19 protein-coding genes are annotated in these 21,147 nt (G+C 66.9%); 5 read left to right on the forward strand and 14 right to left on the reverse strand.

All coding sequences use genetic code 11. The features are described from left to right. Positions 1 to 5: 5 nt before the first annotated feature. The 5 genes from Rhe02_RS12920 to Rhe02_RS12940 all read right to left on the reverse strand — a co-directional run bounded on the left by Rhe02_RS12920 (position 6) and on the right by Rhe02_RS12940 (position 4,471). Entirely contained in the window at positions 6 to 722 is a 717-nt protein-coding gene (locus Rhe02_RS12920; RefSeq protein WP_203908411.1) for an EamA family transporter, read from the reverse strand. Between the two features lie 179 nt (positions 723 to 901). After that, positions 902 to 1,369 carry a peroxiredoxin gene (locus tag Rhe02_RS12925; RefSeq protein ID WP_203908412.1) on the reverse strand — a complete coding sequence of 156 codons (468 nt, stop codon included), beginning with the start codon at positions 1,367 to 1,369 and terminating at the stop codon, positions 902 to 904. A gap of 37 nt (positions 1,370 to 1,406) precedes the next feature. Further along, positions 1,407 to 1,895: an NUDIX hydrolase gene (locus Rhe02_RS12930; RefSeq protein ID WP_203908413.1), complete on the reverse strand. Its 489-nt coding sequence runs from the start codon at positions 1,893 to 1,895 to the stop codon at positions 1,407 to 1,409. Continuing rightward, entirely contained in the window at positions 1,892 to 2,950 is a 1,059-nt protein-coding gene (locus Rhe02_RS12935; RefSeq protein WP_203908414.1) for a C39 family peptidase, read from the reverse strand. The genes Rhe02_RS12930 and Rhe02_RS12935 overlap by 4 nt, the downstream gene beginning before the upstream one ends. A gap of 9 nt (positions 2,951 to 2,959) precedes the next feature. Continuing rightward, on the reverse strand, positions 2,960 to 4,471 hold the full coding sequence (locus Rhe02_RS12940) for an ATP-dependent DNA ligase (protein ID WP_203908415.1): 1,512 nt from the start codon (positions 4,469 to 4,471) through the stop codon (positions 2,960 to 2,962). Between the two features lie 197 nt (positions 4,472 to 4,668). Between Rhe02_RS12940 and Rhe02_RS12945 the strand changes: the two genes are divergently transcribed. From Rhe02_RS12945 to Rhe02_RS12965, 5 genes are all read left to right on the forward strand, one after another. Continuing rightward, the gene (locus tag Rhe02_RS12945) at positions 4,669 to 5,430 is read left to right on the forward strand and encodes a hypothetical protein (RefSeq protein ID WP_203908416.1); all 762 of its coding nucleotides are present in this window, start codon (positions 4,669 to 4,671) and stop codon (positions 5,428 to 5,430) included. 12 nt (positions 5,431 to 5,442) lie between these two features. Beyond that, a complete protein-coding gene (locus Rhe02_RS12950) occupies positions 5,443 to 6,861 on the forward strand; it encodes an RNB domain-containing ribonuclease (RefSeq protein WP_239123742.1) in 1,419 nt (472 codons plus the stop codon). 121 nt (positions 6,862 to 6,982) lie between these two features. Continuing rightward, on the forward strand, positions 6,983 to 8,416 hold the full coding sequence (locus Rhe02_RS12955) for a trypsin-like peptidase domain-containing protein (protein WP_203908417.1): 1,434 nt from the start codon (positions 6,983 to 6,985) through the stop codon (positions 8,414 to 8,416). 76 nt (positions 8,417 to 8,492) lie between these two features. Next, the gene (locus Rhe02_RS12960; RefSeq protein WP_203908418.1) at positions 8,493 to 9,764 is read left to right on the forward strand and encodes a DUF1800 domain-containing protein; all 1,272 of its coding nucleotides are present in this window, start codon (positions 8,493 to 8,495) and stop codon (positions 9,762 to 9,764) included. 1 nt (position 9,765) lies between these two features. Further along, on the forward strand, positions 9,766 to 10,998 hold the full coding sequence (locus Rhe02_RS12965; protein WP_203908419.1) for a DUF1501 domain-containing protein: 1,233 nt from the start codon (positions 9,766 to 9,768) through the stop codon (positions 10,996 to 10,998). A 4-nt stretch (positions 10,999 to 11,002) separates the two neighbouring features. On the opposite strand, the gene Rhe02_RS12970 is transcribed toward Rhe02_RS12965, so the two are convergent. From Rhe02_RS12970 to Rhe02_RS13010, 9 genes are all read right to left on the reverse strand, one after another. Continuing rightward, positions 11,003 to 12,331: a tyrosine-protein kinase domain-containing protein gene (locus Rhe02_RS12970; protein ID WP_203908420.1), complete on the reverse strand. Its 1,329-nt coding sequence runs from the start codon at positions 12,329 to 12,331 to the stop codon at positions 11,003 to 11,005. An 8-nt stretch (positions 12,332 to 12,339) separates the two neighbouring features. Next, the gene (locus Rhe02_RS12975; protein ID WP_203908421.1) at positions 12,340 to 13,725 is read right to left on the reverse strand and encodes an O-antigen ligase family protein; all 1,386 of its coding nucleotides are present in this window, start codon (positions 13,723 to 13,725) and stop codon (positions 12,340 to 12,342) included. Further along, entirely contained in the window at positions 13,722 to 14,855 is a 1,134-nt protein-coding gene (locus Rhe02_RS12980) for a glycosyltransferase family 4 protein (RefSeq protein WP_203908422.1), read from the reverse strand. Before Rhe02_RS12980 ends, Rhe02_RS12975 begins: the two co-directional genes overlap by 4 nt. Beyond that, entirely contained in the window at positions 14,852 to 15,757 is a 906-nt protein-coding gene (locus Rhe02_RS12985) for a glycosyltransferase family 2 protein (RefSeq protein WP_203908423.1), read from the reverse strand. The genes Rhe02_RS12980 and Rhe02_RS12985 overlap by 4 nt, the downstream gene beginning before the upstream one ends. Continuing rightward, the gene (locus Rhe02_RS12990; protein WP_203908424.1) at positions 15,744 to 16,979 is read right to left on the reverse strand and encodes a hypothetical protein; all 1,236 of its coding nucleotides are present in this window, start codon (positions 16,977 to 16,979) and stop codon (positions 15,744 to 15,746) included. Before Rhe02_RS12990 ends, Rhe02_RS12985 begins: the two co-directional genes overlap by 14 nt. Continuing rightward, a complete protein-coding gene (locus tag Rhe02_RS12995) occupies positions 16,979 to 17,860 on the reverse strand; it encodes a glycosyltransferase family 2 protein (protein WP_203908425.1) in 882 nt (293 codons plus the stop codon). Before Rhe02_RS12995 ends, Rhe02_RS12990 begins: the two co-directional genes overlap by 1 nt. Then, positions 17,850 to 18,944 carry a glycosyltransferase gene (locus Rhe02_RS13000; protein ID WP_203908426.1) on the reverse strand — a complete coding sequence of 365 codons (1,095 nt, stop codon included), beginning with the start codon at positions 18,942 to 18,944 and terminating at the stop codon, positions 17,850 to 17,852. The genes Rhe02_RS12995 and Rhe02_RS13000 overlap by 11 nt, the downstream gene beginning before the upstream one ends. Positions 18,945 to 18,970: 26 nt before the next feature. Continuing rightward, a complete protein-coding gene (locus Rhe02_RS13005) occupies positions 18,971 to 20,020 on the reverse strand; it encodes an LCP family protein (RefSeq protein WP_203908427.1) in 1,050 nt (349 codons plus the stop codon). An 89-nt stretch (positions 20,021 to 20,109) separates the two neighbouring features. Continuing rightward, positions 20,110 to 21,141: a histidine phosphatase family protein gene (locus Rhe02_RS13010; protein ID WP_203908428.1), complete on the reverse strand. Its 1,032-nt coding sequence runs from the start codon at positions 21,139 to 21,141 to the stop codon at positions 20,110 to 20,112. Positions 21,142 to 21,147 lie beyond the last annotated feature (6 nt).

Consider the following 21,147-nt stretch of genomic DNA (forward strand, 5'->3'; position numbering starts at 1 on the left):
GCGGCTCAGGTCGCCGCGAGCACGAGCGCCACGCCGGCCAGCCCCAGACCCGCGAACTGTATGGGCTGCAGCCGCTCCCGGTTGAAGACCAGGGCCAGCGCCACCGTGCTCGCCGGGTAGAGCGCGGCCACCGGCGCCACGATGCTTACGTGACCGCTGTGTGCCGACAGCAGGTAGAGCGCGGTCGCCACGGTGTCGAAGGCGCCCGCGAGCACGGCCAGCATCACCACCTGGCGCACCTTCAGCACGGCGTTCAGGCTCGACATCCCCACGCGTTGCAGCACAATGAGCCCCAACGCGACCGATGTCATCTTGTCGGCGATCAGCGGCCACATTCCCGCCTCGGGGCCGGCCTGGCCCAGCAGGAGGAAAAACAGTCCAAACGCGACGCCAGAAATAAGGGCCAGGCCAACGACCTGGACCCTGATTAGCTCGCCGCCGGGATTACCACCGCTGCTTACCATGACGATCGCCAGCACCGCCGCCACCGCGCCCATGATCGCCGCGAACGCCGGCCGCTCTCCCAGCAGCAGTCCGCCGATCATCGGAACCAGCGCCGCGGTCACGGCCGCGACCGGGGCCACCGTGGCCATTGCCGCGCTCGCCAGGCCCAGATTCAGCGCCACGACGCCGACCAGGCTCGCCACCCCGGCCACCGCGCCCCAGAGCAATCCAATTTGGCCGGGCTGACCTGGTACCAAGAAAAGAAAAGGAATGATCACGGGGATCGCCGCGAGATGAGAAAGCACAGCTACAGTGATGGCTCGCTGTCTGAGGCTGGCCGCTCCGCGTAGGGACGCGACCCCCCCGCAATAATCGGCGGCGCCCCACACCAAGGCGGAGGCGCCGGCGAATAAGATTGGCAGCACACGGAGACTCTGCCATATATAGATAGGCTGGTCTATGCCTGCAACTCTTGGACTATTTTCAGAGCGCCTTTGACGTGCCCATTGATGTTCACCATTGAGTTGAAGACGTGCCGCACAACCCCCGAACGGTCTATCACGTAGGTCACTCGGCCCGGGAGAATGCCCAATTTGGACGGCACTCCATAGCGCTTGCGGATCTCGCCACCCTCGTCACTGACCAACGTGAATGGCAGCGAGTAACGGCCGGCGAAACGCTCGTGCGAGCTGACCGAATCGGAGCTGATGCCGATAACCTCGGCCCCCGCCTCGGTGAAGACCTCGTAGTTGTCCCGGAAGGAACAGACTTCGGCGGTGCAGCCAGCGGTTTCATCCTTGGGGTAGAAGAAGAGCACCACGGTCTTCTTGTCCCGGAAATCACTGAGTGTCACCTCCGTGCCCGATTGGGTGGGAAGGGTGAAGTCGGGGGCCTGATCGCCCAAACCGATCTGTGGAGCGGCCATGGGGGTGCCTCCAATGGGTGAAGTTTCTACTATCCGGCTAATGGTGCCACTCGAACTGCCATGGTGCGCGGTGTGTCCCGTCACCCAGCTCACCGAGCACCTGCGCAAGACCAGGTGGGATCACCCTTTCCTGGGTGGTCTCCAGCTCTTCGCGGCTCCACCACCGATGGCCGGTGATCTGCGACCGCTCCCAGTCTTCCTGCATACTCTCGTCGAGCTCACGACTGGGCGTCTGCCAGAAGAAGTAGTCATCCCGAAAGATCCCCTTGGCCCAGGAAAAGTTGGCATAGCCCTCGGCGTGACCCACGTAGCGCAGCTGCTGTGGGACAACCGCGAATCCGGTTTCCTCCCGCAACTCCCGAACGGCCGCGTCGACCAGCGGCTCCCCCTTGTCCACGCCGCCACCCGGCGTGATCCAGACGTGGCCCTCATGGCGCTTCTTGGGATCAAAGTAGAAGCGGAACAAAAGCACCCGGAATTCCTCATCAACCACGATGATGCGGGCCGACCGGCGGGCGTATTTCACCAGTTGGCCTGGATCGGGCTTGGGGGCAGGTTCACCGACTCGGGGCAGATGACATAGACCACCCCTCGGCTCGATCGAAGCCAAGCCGCCTCCCATTCGGCGCGGCCGACCGCCTTGCGCACCTCCGCGTTGCTAGCGGAATTGGGATCATTCAGCACGGGATCACCCTGCTCGGTAAAGCCCACCAGCACGGTCAGGTGGCCGTCGGTCTCGTAGTCGAGCCCTGGCACCTCGCCACGGCCATAGGAGGCCGACACCACCAGCGGGATGCCTGCCGCTATGAACAGCTCCGCCTCGTTGAGCGAACGCAGCCGGGTGACGAAACTGCGCACCCCGAAGCCGCCCGCGTAAGCGGTGTTGAACGGCCAGTTGCCGCAACCGCCAAAGCCCTGATCAAAGATCTTCTTTGCCGTGTACGGCACCACGGAGTCCGGATTGGACAGTGGCACCGGGCCGACTCCCCAGTAGGAGAGCACCATCGCCGTAGAAGCCGCGCTGCACCAGCCCTCGCCGCCCTCGTGGATGAGCTGGGAGAAACCCGGCACAGCAAGCAGCTTGCCCTGGGCGGCCAGCGGCGCGGACGGCTCACATTCGCGGGGCACCGCGGAAACCAGCAGGTGCAGGGTGTGCAGCACGGGCTCGTCGACGCTGCCCTGCGGGCACAACATCGTCACTCGGGCCTGCACGCTGTGCAGCGCCCGGCCTTGCGCCGCGACCAGAATGTCCGCGCTGACACTGGCGTCCTCGTCATCCTGGCCACTGACCGAGGTGCGGGTGAAGGAGGTCTCCTCGGCCGCCCAGTCCCCCAGCCGGTACCACTTGGTGGCCCGCCCGGCCTCGTTGACCCCGCACAGCTCCACCCGCAGGAAGCTCCCACCCGGCGTCGACGCCGTCCACGACGGGATCAGCTCGGTGGCGCCGAACCCGGGCCGCATCGGCTCGCTGGTCCAGACCGTGGCCACGTAACCGGGGACCGGGCTCGCCTGGGCGGCAATGAACCGCCCAGCGAAATCGGCAGAACTCCAGCGGAACAGGATGATCTCACGCTTTGGCACATCGCCAAGCTACATAAGCAGAGCCCGGACCGCATCCACCGTGTCGGCCTCGGCAGCCCCTTTGTCTTCCCGGTAGCGCAGCACGCGGGCGAACCGCAGCGCCACCCCACCCGGATAACGGCTGCTGCGCTGCACCCCGTCGAAGGCGATCTCCACCACCAGCTCGGGGCGCACCGTGACCACCCAGTCGTTGCGCTCGACGGCAAGCTGCTGAAGCCGCTCGGTCTGCCAGGTGAGCATCTTGTCGGTCAAACCCTTGAAGGTCTTGCCGAGCATGACGAACCCGCCCTGTGGGTCGCGCGCACCCAGGTGGAGGTTGGAAAGCCAGCCGCTGCGCCGGCCGTGCCCCCACTCCGCGGCCAGGATCACGAGGTCGAGCGTGTGACGCGGCTTGACCTTCACCCAGCCCGACCCGCGGCGGCCAACGTCATAGGCCGCTCGCGCCGACTTCACCACGACCCCCTCCTGGCCCGCATCGAGAGCGGCCCGATAGGCGAGCGCGGCCTGGGCCGGGTCCTGAACGATCGTGCGGGAGACCCGCATGCCCTCGGGAACGGTGAGGTCGAGCGCGGGCCAGCGCTGCGCGCCGGGCTCATCGATCAGATCGGCTCCGTCCACATGCAACAGATCGAAGAAAAACGCCTTCAGCAGCCCAGACTCGCGGCGCGTGGCCCGGCTCGCGGTTTCCTGGAAGGGCAGCGGCCGCCCTGCTGGGTCAAGCGCGAGCGCCTCCCCGTCGAGCACCACCGAGCGCACCCGCAACTCGCGCACGGCGGCCACGATTTCCGGCATGCGGGAGGTCAGATCGTCGAGGCTGCGGCTGAAGACGGCGATCTCCTCCCCGTCGCGGTGCACCTGGATGCGCACCCCGTCGAGCTTGGCGTCGACCGCAGCCGGAACGCCGGTGGCCTCGATGGCGGCCTCGATGTCGGGCGCGGACTGGGCCAGCATCGGGGCGATCGGGCGCCCCACCGACAGCGAAAACCCGGTCAGCGCGGGCTCGCCGCCGGTCAGCGCGGCCACTGCGACCGTCTTCAGGTCACCGCTGAGCAGCAACGCACGCCGGATCGCGACCGGGGCAACCCCCGCCGCCACAGCGATCGCGTCGGCCAGCAAGCCCGCCTGAGCGCCCTGGCGCAGCTCGCCGCCGACCAACGCCGAAAGCATCTTCTGCTCCCCCGCCGTGGCGGCGCCGAACAGCGCCTGCACCTCAACTCGCCTGCGCGCCTGGGAACCCTGGCCGGAAGCGGCGCCGATGCGCGCGAAACCCCGGTCTACGTCAACCACGCTCAGCGTCGCCACCGGTGCCGCGGCCGGCAAATCGCGCAGGCCCGCCCAGCCCAGGCCGATCTGCCGCTGGCGCAATTCGCCGCTCAGATAGGCGGACCCGGCCGCGATCTCCTCCGGATCGCCGCGCTCTCCCAGCAGGCGCAAGGCCTGTGCCAAGAGATCTATCTTGGCCTTCCGGCCCGAGGTCGCGGCGACCGCCACGGAAGTGGCTGCAAGGTCAGCGAATAGCACGTCCACATCCTCGCAGCACGGTCCGACATCCACTTTGGATAAGTCGGTCTCAGACACAAATTTGACTTTTTTGACGATATCGCCGACATATGGGAGGTTTGCCGTGCAGAGTGATGTCTGGAGCAACTTAATGGCGTTGTTCCGCGGTCCAGCCGGAAAGGTGACCGGCCGGACGTATCCGTAAGGAGGAACGTGCGATGGCCGTAGCCAAGGCTTCTGCAAAGAAGGCAGTGGCAGCCAAGAAGGCCCCTGCCAAGAAAGCGGCAGCTAAGAGGACGGTCGCGAAGAAGGCGGTCGCGAAGAAGGCTTCGACTCGCCCCGCCGCGAAAAAGTCCGCCGCCGCCAAGAAGACCGCTCCCGCGAAGCGGGCCACAGCGAAGAAGACGAGCGCGGCTAAGAAGACCACCGCGGCGAAGAAGAGCACCGCGCGCAAGACAACGTCCGCCGTGAAGAAGACCACGACCGCGCGCAAGACGACGACCGCCGCGAAGAAGACCACGACTGCGCGCAAGGCAGCGGCCGCGAAGAAGACGACGGCACGCAAGACCGCCCCGGCCAAGAAGACCACGGCCAAGCGGGCACCGGCCAAGAAGGCGACCACCAAGCGTGCCACGGCCGCCAAAAAGAGCACCGCCGTGAAGAAGACCACGGCCGCGCGCAAAACGACGTCCGCTGCCAAGAAGACCACGGCCGTCAAGAAGGCTGCGGCAGCCAAGAAGACCATGATGGCCAAGAAGACCATGGCGGCGAAGAAGGCAGCGGCCGCGAAGAAGACCACTGGCGCGCGCAAGACGATGTCCGCTGCGAAGAAGACCACAACCGCACGCAAGGCAGCGGCCGCGAAGAAGACGACGGCACGCAAGACCGCCCCGGCCAAGAAGGCTACGGCAAAGCGCGCGCCGGCGAAGAAAGCGGCCACCAAGCGGGTGACCGCACGGAGAAGCACCGCCAGCCGCTGATACAAAGGTGGTGTGGCTCACCGTCTGGCACACCGCGTCATACAGACCCAAGCGATAGATTTCGCCGCGCTGCGCCGCGAGCTGGAATTGCCGGAGGCATTCCCGCCCGCGGCGCAGGCACAGGCATTGCAGGCCGCCAAGGACGCCGTGCTGCCGAGCCTCGATCGCACTGACATCCCCTTTGTCACGATCGACCCGGCCACCTCCCGCGATCTCGATCAGGCCGTCAGCCTGCTTGCGCGCCAAGAAGGTGGCTACCGCGTCCACTACGCCATCGCCGACGTCGCTTCCTTCGTCAAGCCCGGGAGCGAGCTCGAAGCCGAGACCTGGCGGCGCGGCCAAACCATCTACCTTCCCGACGCCAAGGTTCCCCTGCACCCGACCGCCCTCAGCGAGGACGCGGCGAGCCTGCTGCCCGGCGTCGAGCGCGCGGCGATGCTGTGGACCATCGACGTTTCCGCGGAGGGCGAGACCGAGTCGATCCGCCTGGAACGGGCTCGGGTGCGCAGCCGCGCCAAGCTCGACTACCTCGGCGTGCAGTCTGACGCGGACAAGGGAACCCTCGCCGAGCCGATCGCGCTCCTGCCCGAGCTGGGCAAGCTGCTCATCGCGCGGGCTTTGGAGCGCGGCGCGGTCAGCCTGCCCATGCCCGATCAGGAGATCGAGCGCGACGGCGACGGGTGGCGGCTGGTGCTCAGACCGCTCGTGCCCGCCGAGGAATGGAATGCCCAAATCTCGCTGCTGACCGGCTGCGCCGCCGCACAGATCATGCTCCAGGGCAAAATCGGCCTGCTGCGTACCATGCCCGGCCCGCCCATAGCCGCCGTCGCCCGCCTGCGGATAGCCGCCAAAGGGCTCGGCGTCGACTGGCCCGACGGCATGACCGTGGGCCAGGTGCTGGCCACGGTGAACCCCAGCGAGCCCGCCGCGGCCGCCTTCGTCGACGAGGCGGCCGAGCTGATGCGCGGTGCAGGCTACACGCCGTTTGCGGGCCAGCTGCCCACCGATCCCCTGCACAGCGCGGTCGCCGCCCCCTACGCCCATGTCACCGCACCGCTTCGGCGGCTGGCCGATCGCTACGTGACCGAGGTCTGCCTCGCCCTGCACGAGGGCCGGGAGGTGCCCGACTGGGCGGCGCAGGCGCTGCCCAAGCTGCCTGAGGTGATGTCCAGCAGCGACCGTGTCGCCGGCGCGGCGGAGCGGGGCGCCGTCGATCTGGTCGAGGCCACCGTTCTGGCCGGCCGTGAGGGCGAGGTGTTCCCAGCTGTGGTGCTGGAGACCGACGAAAAGCGGCCGCTGGCCACCATCGCGGTGACCGACCCGGCGGTAAGGGCCCGCTGCGACGGTCAGCTCGTCGCCGGCACCCGGATCCAGGCCCGGCTGACCACCGCGGACGTCACAAAACGTACCGTGAGATTCACGGCCGTGTAGCAATCTGTCCGTTGTGGACAGTCAGCGCATCATGGTGCCATGTTGCGATCATCCATAGACCTCGGACAGTAGTACTACAATTCGGTTACCCTTCCCTCAGTTCGGCCCCGCGGAGTTCCAAATGACCACTAGGCGAGTCTGGTCCAGCGCTGCCGTCCTGGGCGTCGTAGCCATGTTGGCCCTTCCCCGCACGGCAACGGCGGCGCCTTTCTACACCATGGAGGAAAGGGCGGTGGCCATCGCTTCCCCGGCGCTGGTCTACCTCCAGATCAGCTTTACCGGGTACGTGCGGGACAAGGCCACCAACACCTCAATCGTCGCCTCGCCGATCGTCTACACCCGGCGGTGCAGCGGCGTGGTGATCAACCCGGACGGCCACGTCCTCACCAGCCGGATCTGTATGGTTCCCTCGGACGCGACCCTCCGCCAGAACGCTCTCAACCTGGCCGGCAACGTCCTGATCGACGAGAAGAAGCTTGAGAAAGCGGGGCTGGACGAGTTCGTCAGGGCGGGCATGGCCACGTCCGTCTACGGGGGCCTGACCCCGGGATCACCGCCCTCGTCCAAAATCGCCGGCCAGTTCAACGTCGCAAAGTCCAGCGCAGCCGAGGGTTCAGCGATCTCGGGCGAGTTCGTCACCGACGCCGCGGGCAAGACCGAGGCCATCGTGGTCAAGCTGGCACAGGGCAATCTGCCTTCGGCCGAGATCGCCGGCGACAGCCATCCCAGCGTCGGCGCGGCCGTGATGATGCTTGGCTTCAACACACCCGACACGAACCCTGGCAACGCCACCTTCACCTTGTCTGCCAAGAAGGTTCAGCTGTCCGACATCACGCAGAGCGCCGATGGGCAGACCTATCGGACCAATGGCGACGTCGGCGCGTACTCCATCGGCGGCATGGCGATCGATCTCAATGGACGGGTCGTTGGGATGGTCACCCGCGACCAAGCCGGCTCCGGGCCGACCACCAATCGGGCCATCGTCCCCGCCGCCCAGGTGCTCCAAGCCGTGTCGCAGGCCGGAACCAGCAATGTGCTCGGTGACGCCGACACGGCGTATCGAAACGGCCTGGCCGCCTACTTCAAAGGCGATTACAAGGTCGCTCTTGATCAGCTGGATCGTGTGACCAAGCAGACACCGCTCAATCAGTCGGCCGTGACCTACCGGCAGTACACGGTGGAACAGCAGGCCATCGAGGGCGACCCGGCGGCGGTGCCGACCTGGGTCATCGCGGCTGTCAGCGGTTTCGTCGGCGCGGCCGCGTCGTTCGCCGCCTTGATGCTGTTCGTGCGATACCGGCGACGCCAGACCCGGCGGCAAGCTCCGTGGCCGGCCTCCAGCGAGCCCTGGGAGCCACGAGCCCTGGTCGCCGCCGCACCGGCCGACACGTCCGGAGCGCTTCCTGGATATGCCACCAACAGTCAGGTCATAGACGGTCAGCCGCCGGTGGACCCGCAGGCCTTCTCGTTGCACTTCGACGCCCCGCAGCCCGCAGGCCAGCAGCCAGAAGACCAGGTCGACAACCCATGGTCACCACCGCCCAGATGGCAATGACCTTCGATCTGTCCACATAGGACTGGAAACCGGCGTCGGTACCGGTGCATCACGGTCATCGCGTAACGTGGCGGTCATGGCCGCCAGTGTCGCGCTGTTGCTGCGCCGGGCGGGCTTCGGCCCGACCTCGGCGGAGCTCTCCGACGCCATAGGACGCGGTTATTCGGCCACCGTTTCCGAGCTGACCACACCCACCGCCCGCGACCCGGGAGCGCAGTCCACTCCCCTCCCCAACCTGGGCATTGATCCCTACAACGATCTACCCAACCCCACCAAGGAACAGCGGGCCGCCGCGGATGTGAAACGTGGCGCGGACACCGAGGCTCTGCATCGCTGGTGGCTGGACAGGGTGACGGTGGCCAACCGCCAGGCGGTCGAGAAGCTGGTGTTCTTCTGGCACGGTCACTGGGCGACATCGATCAGGAAGTTCGGTTCCCCGCAGTGGATGCTCGCCCAGCATCAGAAAATTCGCGAATCAGCTGATTTCGGGGCCATGGCCCGAAAAATGGTCACCGACCCCGCGCTCGTCTACTGGCTCGACGGCCAGCTGAACTCCAAGGACGCCCCCAACGAAAACCTCGGGCGGGAGTTGCTCGAGCTGTTCATGCTGGGCATCGGCAACTACACCGAGAGCGATGTGAAAGCCGCCGGCCGGGCCCTCACCGGGTGGAGAGTGGACCTTGGCGTGCCGCAGACGGCCATCTTCTTCCGCGATTCCCACGATGCCGCGGAGAAGACGGTTCTGGGCGTCACCAGCAAGTTCACCGCGACAAGTCTGGTGGATTTCCTCGCCACCCAGCCCGCCTGCCCCCGCTTCATCGCCTCGCGATTGTGGTTTCGCTACGCCTCCGCCGAGGTGCCGATCCCGCCCGTCACCCAGGACAGGATGATCGCGGCATTTCCCTTCCCCAATCTCATGCTCAAGGCTCTCTTCACCGACGAGGCGTTCCAGGCGACCGCCGGCCACCTCGTCAAGCAGCCGATCGAATGGTTCGTCGGAGCGCTGCGGCAACTGGGCATCAGGCCGGCCGGCTTCTCCTCAACGGTGTTGCAGGAAATGCTTTTCGGCTTGCGAAGTCTCGGCCAGATGCCCTTCGCGCCGCCGAGTGTGGGTGGCTGGCCCAGCGGTGCGGCATGGCTGACCCCGGCCACGGCACAGGTCCGGTTCGCTTTAGCGGCAAGGCTCGCCGAGATGGCCCGCCCGCCAAAGCTCACCGTGGAGGGGCTGGCCGACACCCTCGCCGTCGATACCTGGACCGACCGCACCTACGCTGCGCTGAAAGGTGTTTCCGAGCCGAGGCGCATGATGACCCTGGGCTTGGTAAGCCCGGAATACCTGGTGACCTGACATGGACATTTACACGCGGCGAAAGTTTCTCCTCGCCTCCGGCGTCGCCGGTGCGGGAGCGCTGGCCGTGGGCGGCGGCGGTCTGCTGCTCAGCGAGCTGCTGGGCACCGCCTCCTCGACGCCGGAGTCCTCCAAGAAGCTGGTCATCGTCACGCTTTACGGCGGCAACGACGGCCTGAGCATGGTCGTGCCCTACGCCGACGCCGCCTACCAATCGGCCCGGCCGGGCCTGGCCTACGCGCCGGAACAGGTGCTGCACCTCGACGACAGCTACGGCTTGAATCCCAAACTGCCAGGGCTGAAACGGCTTTGGGACAGCAAACGGCTGGCGATCGTCCAGGCCGTCGGCTATCCCAAGCCCGACCGCAGTCACTTCAGGTCGATGGACATCTGGCAGACGGCATCGCCCGACAAGCCCATCGGGCGCGGTTGGGTGGGCCATTGGCTGGATGCCACGAACGCGCCGGTGGAGGCCGCGGTGAGCTTCGAGCCGGTGCTTCCACCGCTGCTGGCCGGCGAGACGCGCTCGGGCGCCTGCGTCAGCATGGGCGGTCTCAAGCTTCCTTCGTGGGTTGGCCTCAACGATCTGGAGCCGCTTGGCAAGCGAGCCCTCGAGTCGGGTCTGCAGGCACAGGCGGCCAACGCGATCGCGGATCTGATCCGAGCCGATCGCATGGTGAGACAGGCCAGTCTCGTGACGCCTTCGGAGGGGCCGGACGATCTGCCACCGCTGCCCGCGGTGGGGACGGGCGGAGAAACCACCCTGGCCGGTCAGCTGACCAACGTCATCCACTGCATCGAGGCCGGCGTGCCCACCCGGGTCTACTCGGTGAGCCTGGGCGGCTTCGACACCCATGCCGCCGAGCGCGTGGGACAGGAGCGTTTGTTCAAACAGCTCGACGAGTCGTTGACCCCCTTCGTGGAAAGGCTGGCGAAGACTGCCGCGGGACAGCACACGACGGTGCTGGTCTACAGCGAGTTCGGGCGTCGCGTGGCCGGAAACGCCGCCGAAGGCACCGATCACGGGGCGGCCGGCCCGGTCCTGGTGCTGGGGCCTCAGGTCGCCGGCGGCCTGTACGGCCAGCCGCCCAGCCTGACCGACCTCGACGACGGGGATCTGCGGGCCACCACCGACTTTCGCGATGTCATCGGCACCCTGCTCTCATCGGTGCTGGAAGCCGATCCGGCCCGTTTCCTCAACGGCTATCCGCACAAGCAGCTGCCGTTGCTGTAGGGCGCTAGCCGATGGCGATGACGCCCAGCAGGTTCGCCTCCATCTGCCGCAACACTTCGGCGGCCGCCGAAAGCTGGTCGGCGGGCGTGACCTCCACCTGTGCGGTGAGGACGGTGGCATCGGTGTGGTGCACCAGAATCATCGATTCCGCGTCGGTGAGGAGTGGCGCCGCATGAAAGATGACCACCGCGCCGGTCGCGCGCAGAGCGGCGATCGCCGCCGCGAGTTCCTTCTGCTTGAGCAATTCGCTGCCGCCTTTCCCCGCGGGCACGGCGAATAGCGGAAGGTCTTCGTGGCAGCGGACGGGCGCCTGGGTGATGGCGATCTCGCCGCGGAGTACCTCGGCCAGGCCGACTTCGGCCGCAATGTTGAAGATGCCGGCGATCGTCGGCTGCCTGAGATCGCCGTCGACAACGACCACCGTCTCCCCGGCCACCGCAAAGGCCAGCGCCAGGTGCACGGCCACACTCTGGCCCCCGCGTTGGGGCACCGCACCGGCGACGGTCAGGCTGCCAAGACGCGATCCGGCGGAGAGCAGCCGCAGATTGGCCCGGATCTGGCGATAAAGCTCGGCGGCGGCGGCGTCCGCGGGCACCATTCCCGCGAGCGGCACCTGCGTCAGTTGGGAGGCGTGCTGCGCATCGCGAACGGCGGGATCGCCGGCGTAGCGGACGATCCCGGTCAGGGAACCCGCGGCCAGCCCCAGCAGCAGCCCCATCGCGATGTCGGTGACCGGCTGCGGGGAGTCGGGCCGCGTGGGCACCTCAGCCGGCCGGACCACCGACACCCGCACCGGCGAACGGCTTTGCCCCTGCGGGGTCTCCACGCGGTCAATCATGCGCGGCAGTTCCAGCCCGATCGCGTTGGCGATCGCCGCGGCCCGCTGCGGCGAGCTATCCGTTACCTCGACCTCCAGGACCGCTGTCCCAGCGGTGGACGAGACGGTTATCTGCGACATCAGCTGTGAAGGCTCGGTGGCGAGCTTGAGCTGCGCAATGACGGCCGAGGCGATCTCGGGGCTGTTCGCGATCTGCCGGTAGGTCCGCACCCTTTGCACGACATAGTTGCTCGCATGGTTGAGCTGTGCCGCGTCAGGATCGGCGGTGTTGGGCGCGACCAGGAACTCGACGCTGGAGCGATAGCTGACGGGTTGCAGGAACGAATACGCCCCCGCGCCGATGGCGCCCAGCAGCGCCGCACTGGCGATCAGCCACCTGTAACGCCTGACAGCCCGCAGATGTTGTGCCAAGGTGAGCTGGGTCCAGCCACGGAAAGCCCGCCGCGGAGCGGCCGCCAGCCCAACCCATGGGCGCTCTTTCCCTGATCGCTTCACCGCTGTCCTCACCGACCCACTTCTGCGTGGGTAATTAAAGCTAACCCGGGCGAGAACCGCGATCTGCGCCCCAACGCCGGGCTCGGCAGGGCCGGCGAGTCGGCCACGCCGAGGCAGATCGCGAGAATTAGCACCGAAGCGGCGCACGGCCACAGATAGAAGTCGAAGAACCAGATCTGGATGACGAAGCCGGTGAAGAGCATGCGGAACGCGATCGACTTGAACTTGACGAGCGGGATCATCAACAGCACCAGCAGGCCGATCAGGCTGATGGCACCGAAGTCGTACCACAGCGTCAGATAGCTGTTGTCGAAGGTCTGCGCCTGGCCGTCGCTCACGCCGACCTCTTGAAAGAACTGCACATGTGCCTCAGGGCCATTGCCGAAGACGACGCTCTGGAAGCTGTCCCAGATCCCCGACCAAGCTTCATTACTTCGCTTGTACCGGGCAAGAGCCGCAGGCGATCCAGTGAGATTGGTCAATCTCGCCGCCGCGGTGGCCGCCACGTCACGGATCGCCCGCGGCCCGACAAGCAACAGCACCGCCACAGACCCGGCCGAAATCAGCGCCGTCTTGACACCCCTCGCGGTGATCTTCCGTTGCTGGGTGAGGTACCAGAGAACGAGCGCCGCCGCGATCCCTATCCATGCGCTGCGCGAGCCGCTTAGCAGCAGCCCAATGGCGTTGGCGGCAAACGGCACCTGCCACCAGCGTCCGCGCAGGGCGAGCGACACGCCCATCATGGCCATGCAATAGGAGCCGTAAATGATCGGATGTCCGGTTGTCCCAGCCGATCTGCCCGGACCGGCGTGCGCCGTGAAGGCGTTGCTGGTCGCGAGCTGATCGAGGACGGGCCAGGTACCGGTGACCCGCTGATAGATGGCCAGCAGCGCGATCGGCACGCCGACCCAGGCCAGCCAGCGCGCCACCTGGCGCATGGCGTCGGGTTCGCGCCGAGCCTCGTCCACCAGGTGCCAGATGATGACCGCGTAGCACAGCAACGGAAGCACGGCCGCGATCAGAGCCCGGGCACCGGTCCACTGGAACAGGGCGGCAGCCGCGCATATCGCCGGCAGCAGGAAAGCGAGCATGCCCGCGGAAGCCAGGGGTGCCTCAGGATCGAGGCGGCGCAGCCTTCCCAGGCAGGCGATCGCCGCCGAGGCGAGCAGGATCGTCCAGACCGGCGGAATGGGATAACCGGGATCCGCGGTGACCGGGACGAGGAAGAGGACGGCGAAAAGGGTGCGGTTGAGCCGTTGCGGCGACGACAGGCCCCAGCCGAGGAGCAGCACCACCGCGGCGAGCACCGCATACGAGGGACTCAAGCTGATCAATACGCCGCCGAGCAGGGCGGCCGAGCCCGCGAAGCCTGCCAGCGCAACGGATCTGCTCATGGTGCGGCCCGGTGAAGGTCTTCGAGCAAGGTGGTGAACCTCGCCGCCGCGGAGGTGTCGGCCGCCAGCTCACGTCCCCGGCTGACCGCCTGTGTCTGAAGGCTTTCGAAGATGCCGGGGTTGCCGGCCAACCGGCGCAGCTGCCCGGCCAGCGCGGTGGCATGCGGCTCGACCAGGGCCCCGCCACCGCCGGCAAGGATCTCCGATGTTCCGCCCGCCCTGTATCCGATTACCGGCTTCCCGCTGAGCAGCGACTCAACCGTGACCCGGCCGAAGGCCTCGTTGCGGGAGAGCATCAAGGTCGCATCGGCCCAGTGGTAGAACGGCTGCGGGTCATCCGCCCAGCCGACAAACCGGACCAGCTCGCCCACCCCGCGGCTTTCCGCGTACCGGGCGAGGTCTCGCGCCGCCTTCGCCTCGCCGACACCGACCAGCGTCAATTCGAGCGGGAGGCCCTCCTGCGCACAGATGGCCACCGCCTCGATCGCGTCGCGCTGGCCCTTCTCGGCGGAGGCTCGGCCAAGGAGCACAAGCCTTTTGAGCGCGGAACCCGGTGGCGCGGCCATCGGCCCCGCCGAGGTCACCGAGGGCGCAATGATCGCGATCCGCCCGTGCAGCCCGGGTGCGGCCGCGATCAGTTGTGCCGCAACATATTCGGAGATCGCGACCACCCGGTCGGCGAGGGCTGAGATCGCCCGGGCCACCATCCGCCTCGGCATCGCGGACCTCAGGTCCGGATTGGACAGAAGGCTCTCCCTGACCACCCACACATGCCGCACCCCGGCCAGCCGAGCCGCCAGTGCCCCGGCCGGAACCACAGCCGAGTTGGTCACGACCAGATCCGGCCTGTGCCGGCGCAAATAACGCCAATAACGCGGAACAGAGGTCGCCGCCTGGAACGTGCGCAGGCCACCCACCACGGCGTTGTGCCGGCGGCCCATCCACAGCCGGGTGGCCAGCACCACCACCTCGGCCCCGGCCGCGGTCAGCCGATCACACAATGGCCCGTGGTCGGGGGTCAGCACGGTGACGCTGTGCCCGCGGACCCCGGCCGCCTCCCTCACCAAGGCGAGCAATGAACGCTCAGCCCCCAGCAGGCCCGACGAATGGCTGACGAACACCACTTTCACGTGGAGAACCTATTCGTGGGGCCGGTGACGCCGCGCATCCCGTCCCAGTAGGCCGCGAAGACCGCCAGCGAGCGAGCCCGCCTTGCGCTGCTGCCGAACATGCCCAGCAAAGACTTGGCCAGCTTCAGATAGTGACTCGGCTCCTGCAGCAGCATCCGCCGCACCGGCCTGGGATAGTGCTTGTGAACGTAGAGCAGCTCGTTGCGGTGCAAGTAGTACTGGGCACGCGGGCTCGCGCCGCGCAGGCTGCCGCCCCGCTGGTGCCAGACCTTGGAACCGCAGGCGAGACCGACCCGGCCGCCGTCGAGCGCTATCCGCCGCACCAGGTCGAACTCTTCCTTGTAGTGGAAGAAGCGCTCATCGAACATTCCGGCGCGGGCGATCGCGTCGGCGTCGGCGAAAAGCGAGGCGCCGGTCACCACATCGACCTCGTGGATCCGCGCATCGCAGCCGCCGCAACGCAATGGCCTTACCCGGCCATTGTTCAGGCGCGCCGCCACCAGGTAGGAATCCGCCTGCGGGTCCGCCGGGTCGGCCGAGGTCACTTGCAGGGAAGCCAACACAGAGTAGTCGCCGGTGTGCTTCGCCAGATTCTCCAAAGCGCTTGGGGACGGCACGCTGTCCGCGTTGAGGAGCCAAACCCATTTGGCGCCGTTGTCGCGGGCGTGGTGGATGCCCGCGTTCATCCCCCCGGCATAGCCGAGATTGCGGTCCAGGCGGACAAGGGAGAAGCCCTCGCCCGAGGCCGACAGGTCGGCGACCGAGCTGTCGTGAGAACCGTTGTCCACGACGACGATCTGCGGCACGACGCTGCCGGAGGCCACAGCCCGAACACAGCGCAGGGTGTCCTGGGCACAGTTCCAGTTCAGGATCACGGCAGCGATGTCGCTAGGCGAATTCACCCTGCTCCTCCCTAATCTCCGCCGGAACCATCGGCTGTTGGCGCGAGCGCAGGCGCAGGGTCGTCCCGGTCGCCAACGTGTGGCCAGTGAACAGGATCACCGACGCCACGGCTATCCCCCAAGCCCCGTAACGCGAGGCGACCACCGGGTAGAGGGCAATGGCGGCAACGGCTGTCCCGGCCGCGATCACGGCTGTCTGCCGTTCCCCACCGAGGTTGACCATGCGGGCGCTCAGAATCTTGCCCACCACCACCGCCACCGTGCGCAGGAGCAGAATGGCGCCGAGCACCACAGCCCCCTGGTAAGCGATCGTCACCAGGCCGATCGCCCACAGCCCGGCCAGGGCCAGCCCGCTCAAACCGAGACTTAGATACAGTGCCCGGCCCAGAGCCTTGCGCAGCCGGGCCTGGGCGCCCTCATCGTGGTCGCCAAGCACGCGCTGGGCCGCCACCACCGCCCCGGCTTGCGAGAACTCCATCGCCGCGATGGCCAAGGAGTAGACCGCCAGCGCGTCCGCGCCCTGATATCGGGCCAGCGTCAGCTGGTCGAACCGGTAGGTGAAAATCTGGGCGACCGCTCCACTGTGGGTCAGGCCCATTCTGGTCAGGCGCTCGGGCTGCGTGGAGGGCCGCCGGGCGAGACCGCGAAGAATGTCGCCGTACCGGCCCCACATCGAGATGGCCATGAAAGCCTGGCACACCAGCCACGAGGCGATCCAGAGCTGCGCGTTGTCGATGCCGGCCACCACGAGAAGCCCATAGGCGGCCGGCGCGATGGCCGCGAAAAGCGCGCGATTGCGGTACACCCCAAGGAAATTTCCTTTGGAGAGACCAGCCGCCGCCGGAACGTTGCTCGCCGCGATCAGCGCTGCGCCAGCAGCCGCGAGCAGGGCGCTGGCTTCGCCGGAGTAGATGGCGAAAGCCGCGCCGAGCCCGGCGGAGATCGGCACCGTGGCGGCGTAGAGGAGCAAACTGCGCCGGCCCGCCGTCTCGTCGAGCCACGGCCGCCCCTGTGCCAGAAGGAAGGTCTCCAGGGACAGGCCGCCGATCGCCACCCCAACGGCAGCGCTCGTGATCGTGGCGACGAGCAACCCGCGCTGATCGGGCGGCAACGCCACGCTGATGAGGATCGCCAGCCCGGACATGGCCAGCGCCGAGACATACATCAGAGTCGCGCTTTGGAATGCCCGCCTCAGCATCCGCGGGCCGAGGACGCGCGACATCAGGCCCTCAACCCGGCAAGGGTGCCGCGCAGGATCGCACCAGCCGATGGCACGCCGCCCGCGAAGAGAACCTTCGCGGCGTAGGCGACTCTCATCGTCGCGATCCATGGCACGCGGCCGCGATAGTGCTTGCGGAAAAAGATCAGGCAGCTGCGGCTGGCGTGGAAGTAGGCCGTCTTCGACTTCGCGCGCAGGTCCTTGCTCACCCCGGTGGTGGTGCCGCCGGCGTGTTTGACCATCAGGCCGGGGATCACCGTCGTCGGGATGCCCTTGCGCGAGCTGCGAAAGGCGAGGTCGGCCTCTTCGTAGAAGAGGAAGTAGTCCTCCGACAGGCCATCCAGCTCTATCCACGCCTGCCGGGTCAGGGCCAGCGAATGACCGGATACATAGGACACTCGTTTGCCGTCGGCGGGCTGCAGGGCGGTGACGCTTCCGCTTCGGCCGGTCCACAGATTCAGGGCGCGCAGGCCAGGGCTGGACGTTTCGGCGTCGCAGGTTGCCGCGACCACTCGCTCGCCACCTCCGCCGATTTCCGCCATCGCGGCCAGAGATCCGCCAACCAGCCTGGTGTCAGGGTTCAGAATCCAGATGACGTCCGCGCCGGTTTCCAGCAGCCATGCCGCGCCGAGATTGTTCCCGGCCGCGTAGCCGATGTTGCCGTGGCCGCGCAGGATCCGGCAGTTCATCGAATGCCGCCGGGCGAGCTCGGCCGTCTTTGACAGCTCCTCCTGCTGATCGCTGTTGTCGACTATGGCCATCGCGATGGGCGTCCCCGCGAACGAGTCGGTGCCGATGATTGAGTCGACGAGTTGCGCTACCTCGGCGGCGCTCCAGAAGTTGACAACGACAATGCCCAGGCTCGTTGGGCGGCTAGCACTCACTGGCCACCCACTTGGCGAGGTTGGCCTCGAACGCGGCGTGGGAGAACTGGCTTGCCTGACGCTGAATGACCTCGCGGTCGAGGCGGCCGACTTCAGGAACGAGACGGGCGTAGTCATTGGCTCGCAGCGAATCGACCAGGAAGCCGCTCTCCCCATCGATCACGGTCTCGGACAGACCGCCCCGGGACAGCCCGATCACCGGCGTGCCGCAGGCTTGCGCCTCCACCGGGATGATGCCGAAATCCTCATGCGCCGGAAACAGCAGCGACCACGCACCCCAATAAAGCTGCCGCAGGCGCTCGTTGCTCGGCCTCAGCTCGAAGGTCACAGGGACGGTCGTGTCGGCAGCCATCCGGCGCAACGCGGGCTCCTGCTGCCCACCTCCCGCGATGACCAGCGGCATGTTGGCGGCTTCGGCGATCCGGATCATTAGATCGAAGTTCTTGTAAGGGATCCAGCGCCCGACGCCCAGCAGATAGTCACGGTTCTGCAGACGGTCGGACGCCGGGGCATCGCCGTAGAACTCCACATCCACCGGCGGATTGATCACGCGGGCGTCACGATTCCAGAACTTGCGAATCCGGGCCTGGACCTCGCGCGAGTTCGCGGCGTAGCTATGGGTGTGCTGGCTCAAGCGGATGTCGGCGGCCTGCAGAGCACGGCGCGGCCAGGCCAGGAAAGGGTTGGCGCCACGACCATCCAGGCCGGGGCTCCATACGTACCGCGCGGGCGTGTGCACATAACTCAGGTATCTGGTGTCGGGCGAGTATCGAAGTTTGACCGTGTGCGCGAAAGCGTGGCTGGACGAGATCACCACGTCGAACTGCGATCTGGTCAGGGTTCGCCACGCCAGCGGCATGAACGGCAGCGCAACGGCCTTCGATCTGCGCAACGGCGTGCGGGACATCCAGGACTGGTGCAGGGCGAAGTCGTCAACGACATCGCGGTCCTGCCACAGAACGAACCGCTTGGCATGGGGAATGAGCCCGCCCAGGCTGACAAATACCTTCTCCGAGCCACCCACAGAGCCGAACCACTCATGCACCAGGGCAACGGACCGGTCGGCGAGCATGCCGGCAGTCATACTGCCGACCTCGTCCAGCGCGTCCATTAGAGGCTTGCCACTTCAGGCTGTGGATGGGCAGCCAGCCAGGCGTCTGTCCGATCTTCGCGAATGGCGGCGAACAGTTCCTTGGCTCCCGCGTCGTCCAGCTGGACCGACGATCCCGCATCCGTGGTCATCGTGCCGAGGATCGGCACGGTGGCGAACTTGATGTTGTTGGGATCAATCCCTTTGAGCGCAAAGGCCAGGTCGCGCAGGTTCATGTTCTTGTCGATGGTCAGCGATTCGGCGGTGGTGGTGAGCAAGCGGTCGAGTTTGACCGGGTTGCTGAGTATGCCCGTTTCGGTGGCCTTGCCCGCCAGCGCTTTCAGCACGTGCTGCTGGTTCTTGATGCGGCCCAGGTCACCACCGGGGGTGCCTTTTCGCTGGCGCATGAACTCCTCGGCCTCATCGGGACCCATGTCGTGGCATCCCTTTTCCCATACCTTGGTGGTAAAGCTCGACTTCACCTTGTAGGGAATGCACACCCGGACCCCACCGACCGCGGAGACCATCGCGTGGACACCGGCGAAGTTGACGATCACGGCGCCGTTGAGCGGCACATTGGTCAGCTCATAGACCGTCTTGGCGGTCAAATTGGCCCCACCGAAGGAGAAAGCCGCATTGATCTTGTTTTTGCCGCCGCGCCATTTGCCGCCGGCCGGGACGTTGACGTAGCTATCACGAGGAATGGAGACGATGAAGGCGCCTCGGCGATCCTTGTCGATATGCACAATCATGATCGTGTCGGACCGCGATCCGGTTGAGTCAGTCTGTTCCGTTGACTCGATGTCGCGCGAATCCGAGCCGAGCATGAGGAAGTTCATGGCCGCGTTCGTTTCGCCCTCGGCCGCCTCCGGCATCGGAATGCCGCCGAGGATGTCTTCCTTGTCAACCTTGTTCTCATAGCGGTTCGTCAGGCCGACGAAGGCTATATAGGAACCGGCAGATGCCACCATGAGCATTGCCCCGATTGTCACCAGGAGCTTCAGGTACCACGGCGACTTTTTCTTGCGACGCCTCGTCGACGCAGGTCCCCTCGTGTGCGCGTCGGCCATTCGTGCATCCTAGCCAGCGGACGCAGTGCTTGGCACTGTGACGGAAGGAACTAATTGATATCAATCAGTTGTAGATCTATCAATTAGATCTACTCCAGGTGAGCGACGTCGTTCACCGTGCGCACCGCGACCCCGCCGTCCGGGTAGTAGTCCACAATGGATAGCCCGGCCGGGTCGAGAAAGAGCCTGTGCAGCAAGGCATCCGAGGCGGCAAGCGCGTCGCGGAGCAAAAGCTTGATCGGCGACACATGGGAGACCACCGCGACCGTCTGCCCCGGATAGTTCTTGCGCAAGTGGTCAAGAGCACGCCGCACCCGGGCGGAAACCTGCTTGAAAGACTCCCCGCCCGGCGGGGCGACCGCCGTCGAGCCGAGCCAGGCGTTCAGCTCGGGGCCGTAGCGCTCCCTCACCTCGGCGAAGGTCATCCCTTCCCAGTCGCCGAAGTCGCACTCGATGAGGTCGGCTTCGGTGGAGACGGGAACCCCGATCAGGGCGGCGGTCTGGGCGCAGCGCGCCAGGGGTGAGCTGACCGCGGCCACCGGCGCGAGGGCGGCCACCCGGGCCGCAACCGCCTGCGCCTGCGCCCGCCCGGCCTCCGACAGCGGCACGTCCCCGCGCCCCGAGTAGCGCTTCTCGGCGGTCATCGAGGTTTCCCCGTGGCGCACCAGGATGAGCCGGGTGGCCACATCCGCGCGCGGCTCCCAGGTGGCGGCCGCGGGTTGTGCGCCGTCCATGGCCATGTTGGCCAGCGCGTCGGCGTGCTTGTTGCGCTCCCGCGGGATCCATTCGTAGCGAACCTGATCGAACTGGCTCTGCAACTCGGCGGCCTGCGCGGCCAGCAGCCGCAGCCCGGGATGCTTGATCTGCCAGCGCCCGGTCATCTGCTCGATCACGAGCTTGGAGTCCATCCGGACCTCGACCTGGGCCGCGCCCAGCTCGCGGGCCGCGGTGAGCCCGGCGATCAGCCCGGAGTATTCGGCCACGTTGTTGGTGGTCACCCCGAGCGCCTCGGCGCGCTCCGCGAGCACGGAACCGTTGGAAGCGTCGCGGACGACCGCACCATAACCGGCGGGGCCGGGGTTGCCGCGCGCTCCCCCGTCCGCCTCCACGATTACCTTCATGCGCAG

Source organism: Rhizocola hellebori (assembly GCF_016862955.1).
Lineage (GTDB): Bacteria > Actinomycetota > Actinomycetes > Mycobacteriales > Micromonosporaceae > Rhizocola > Rhizocola hellebori.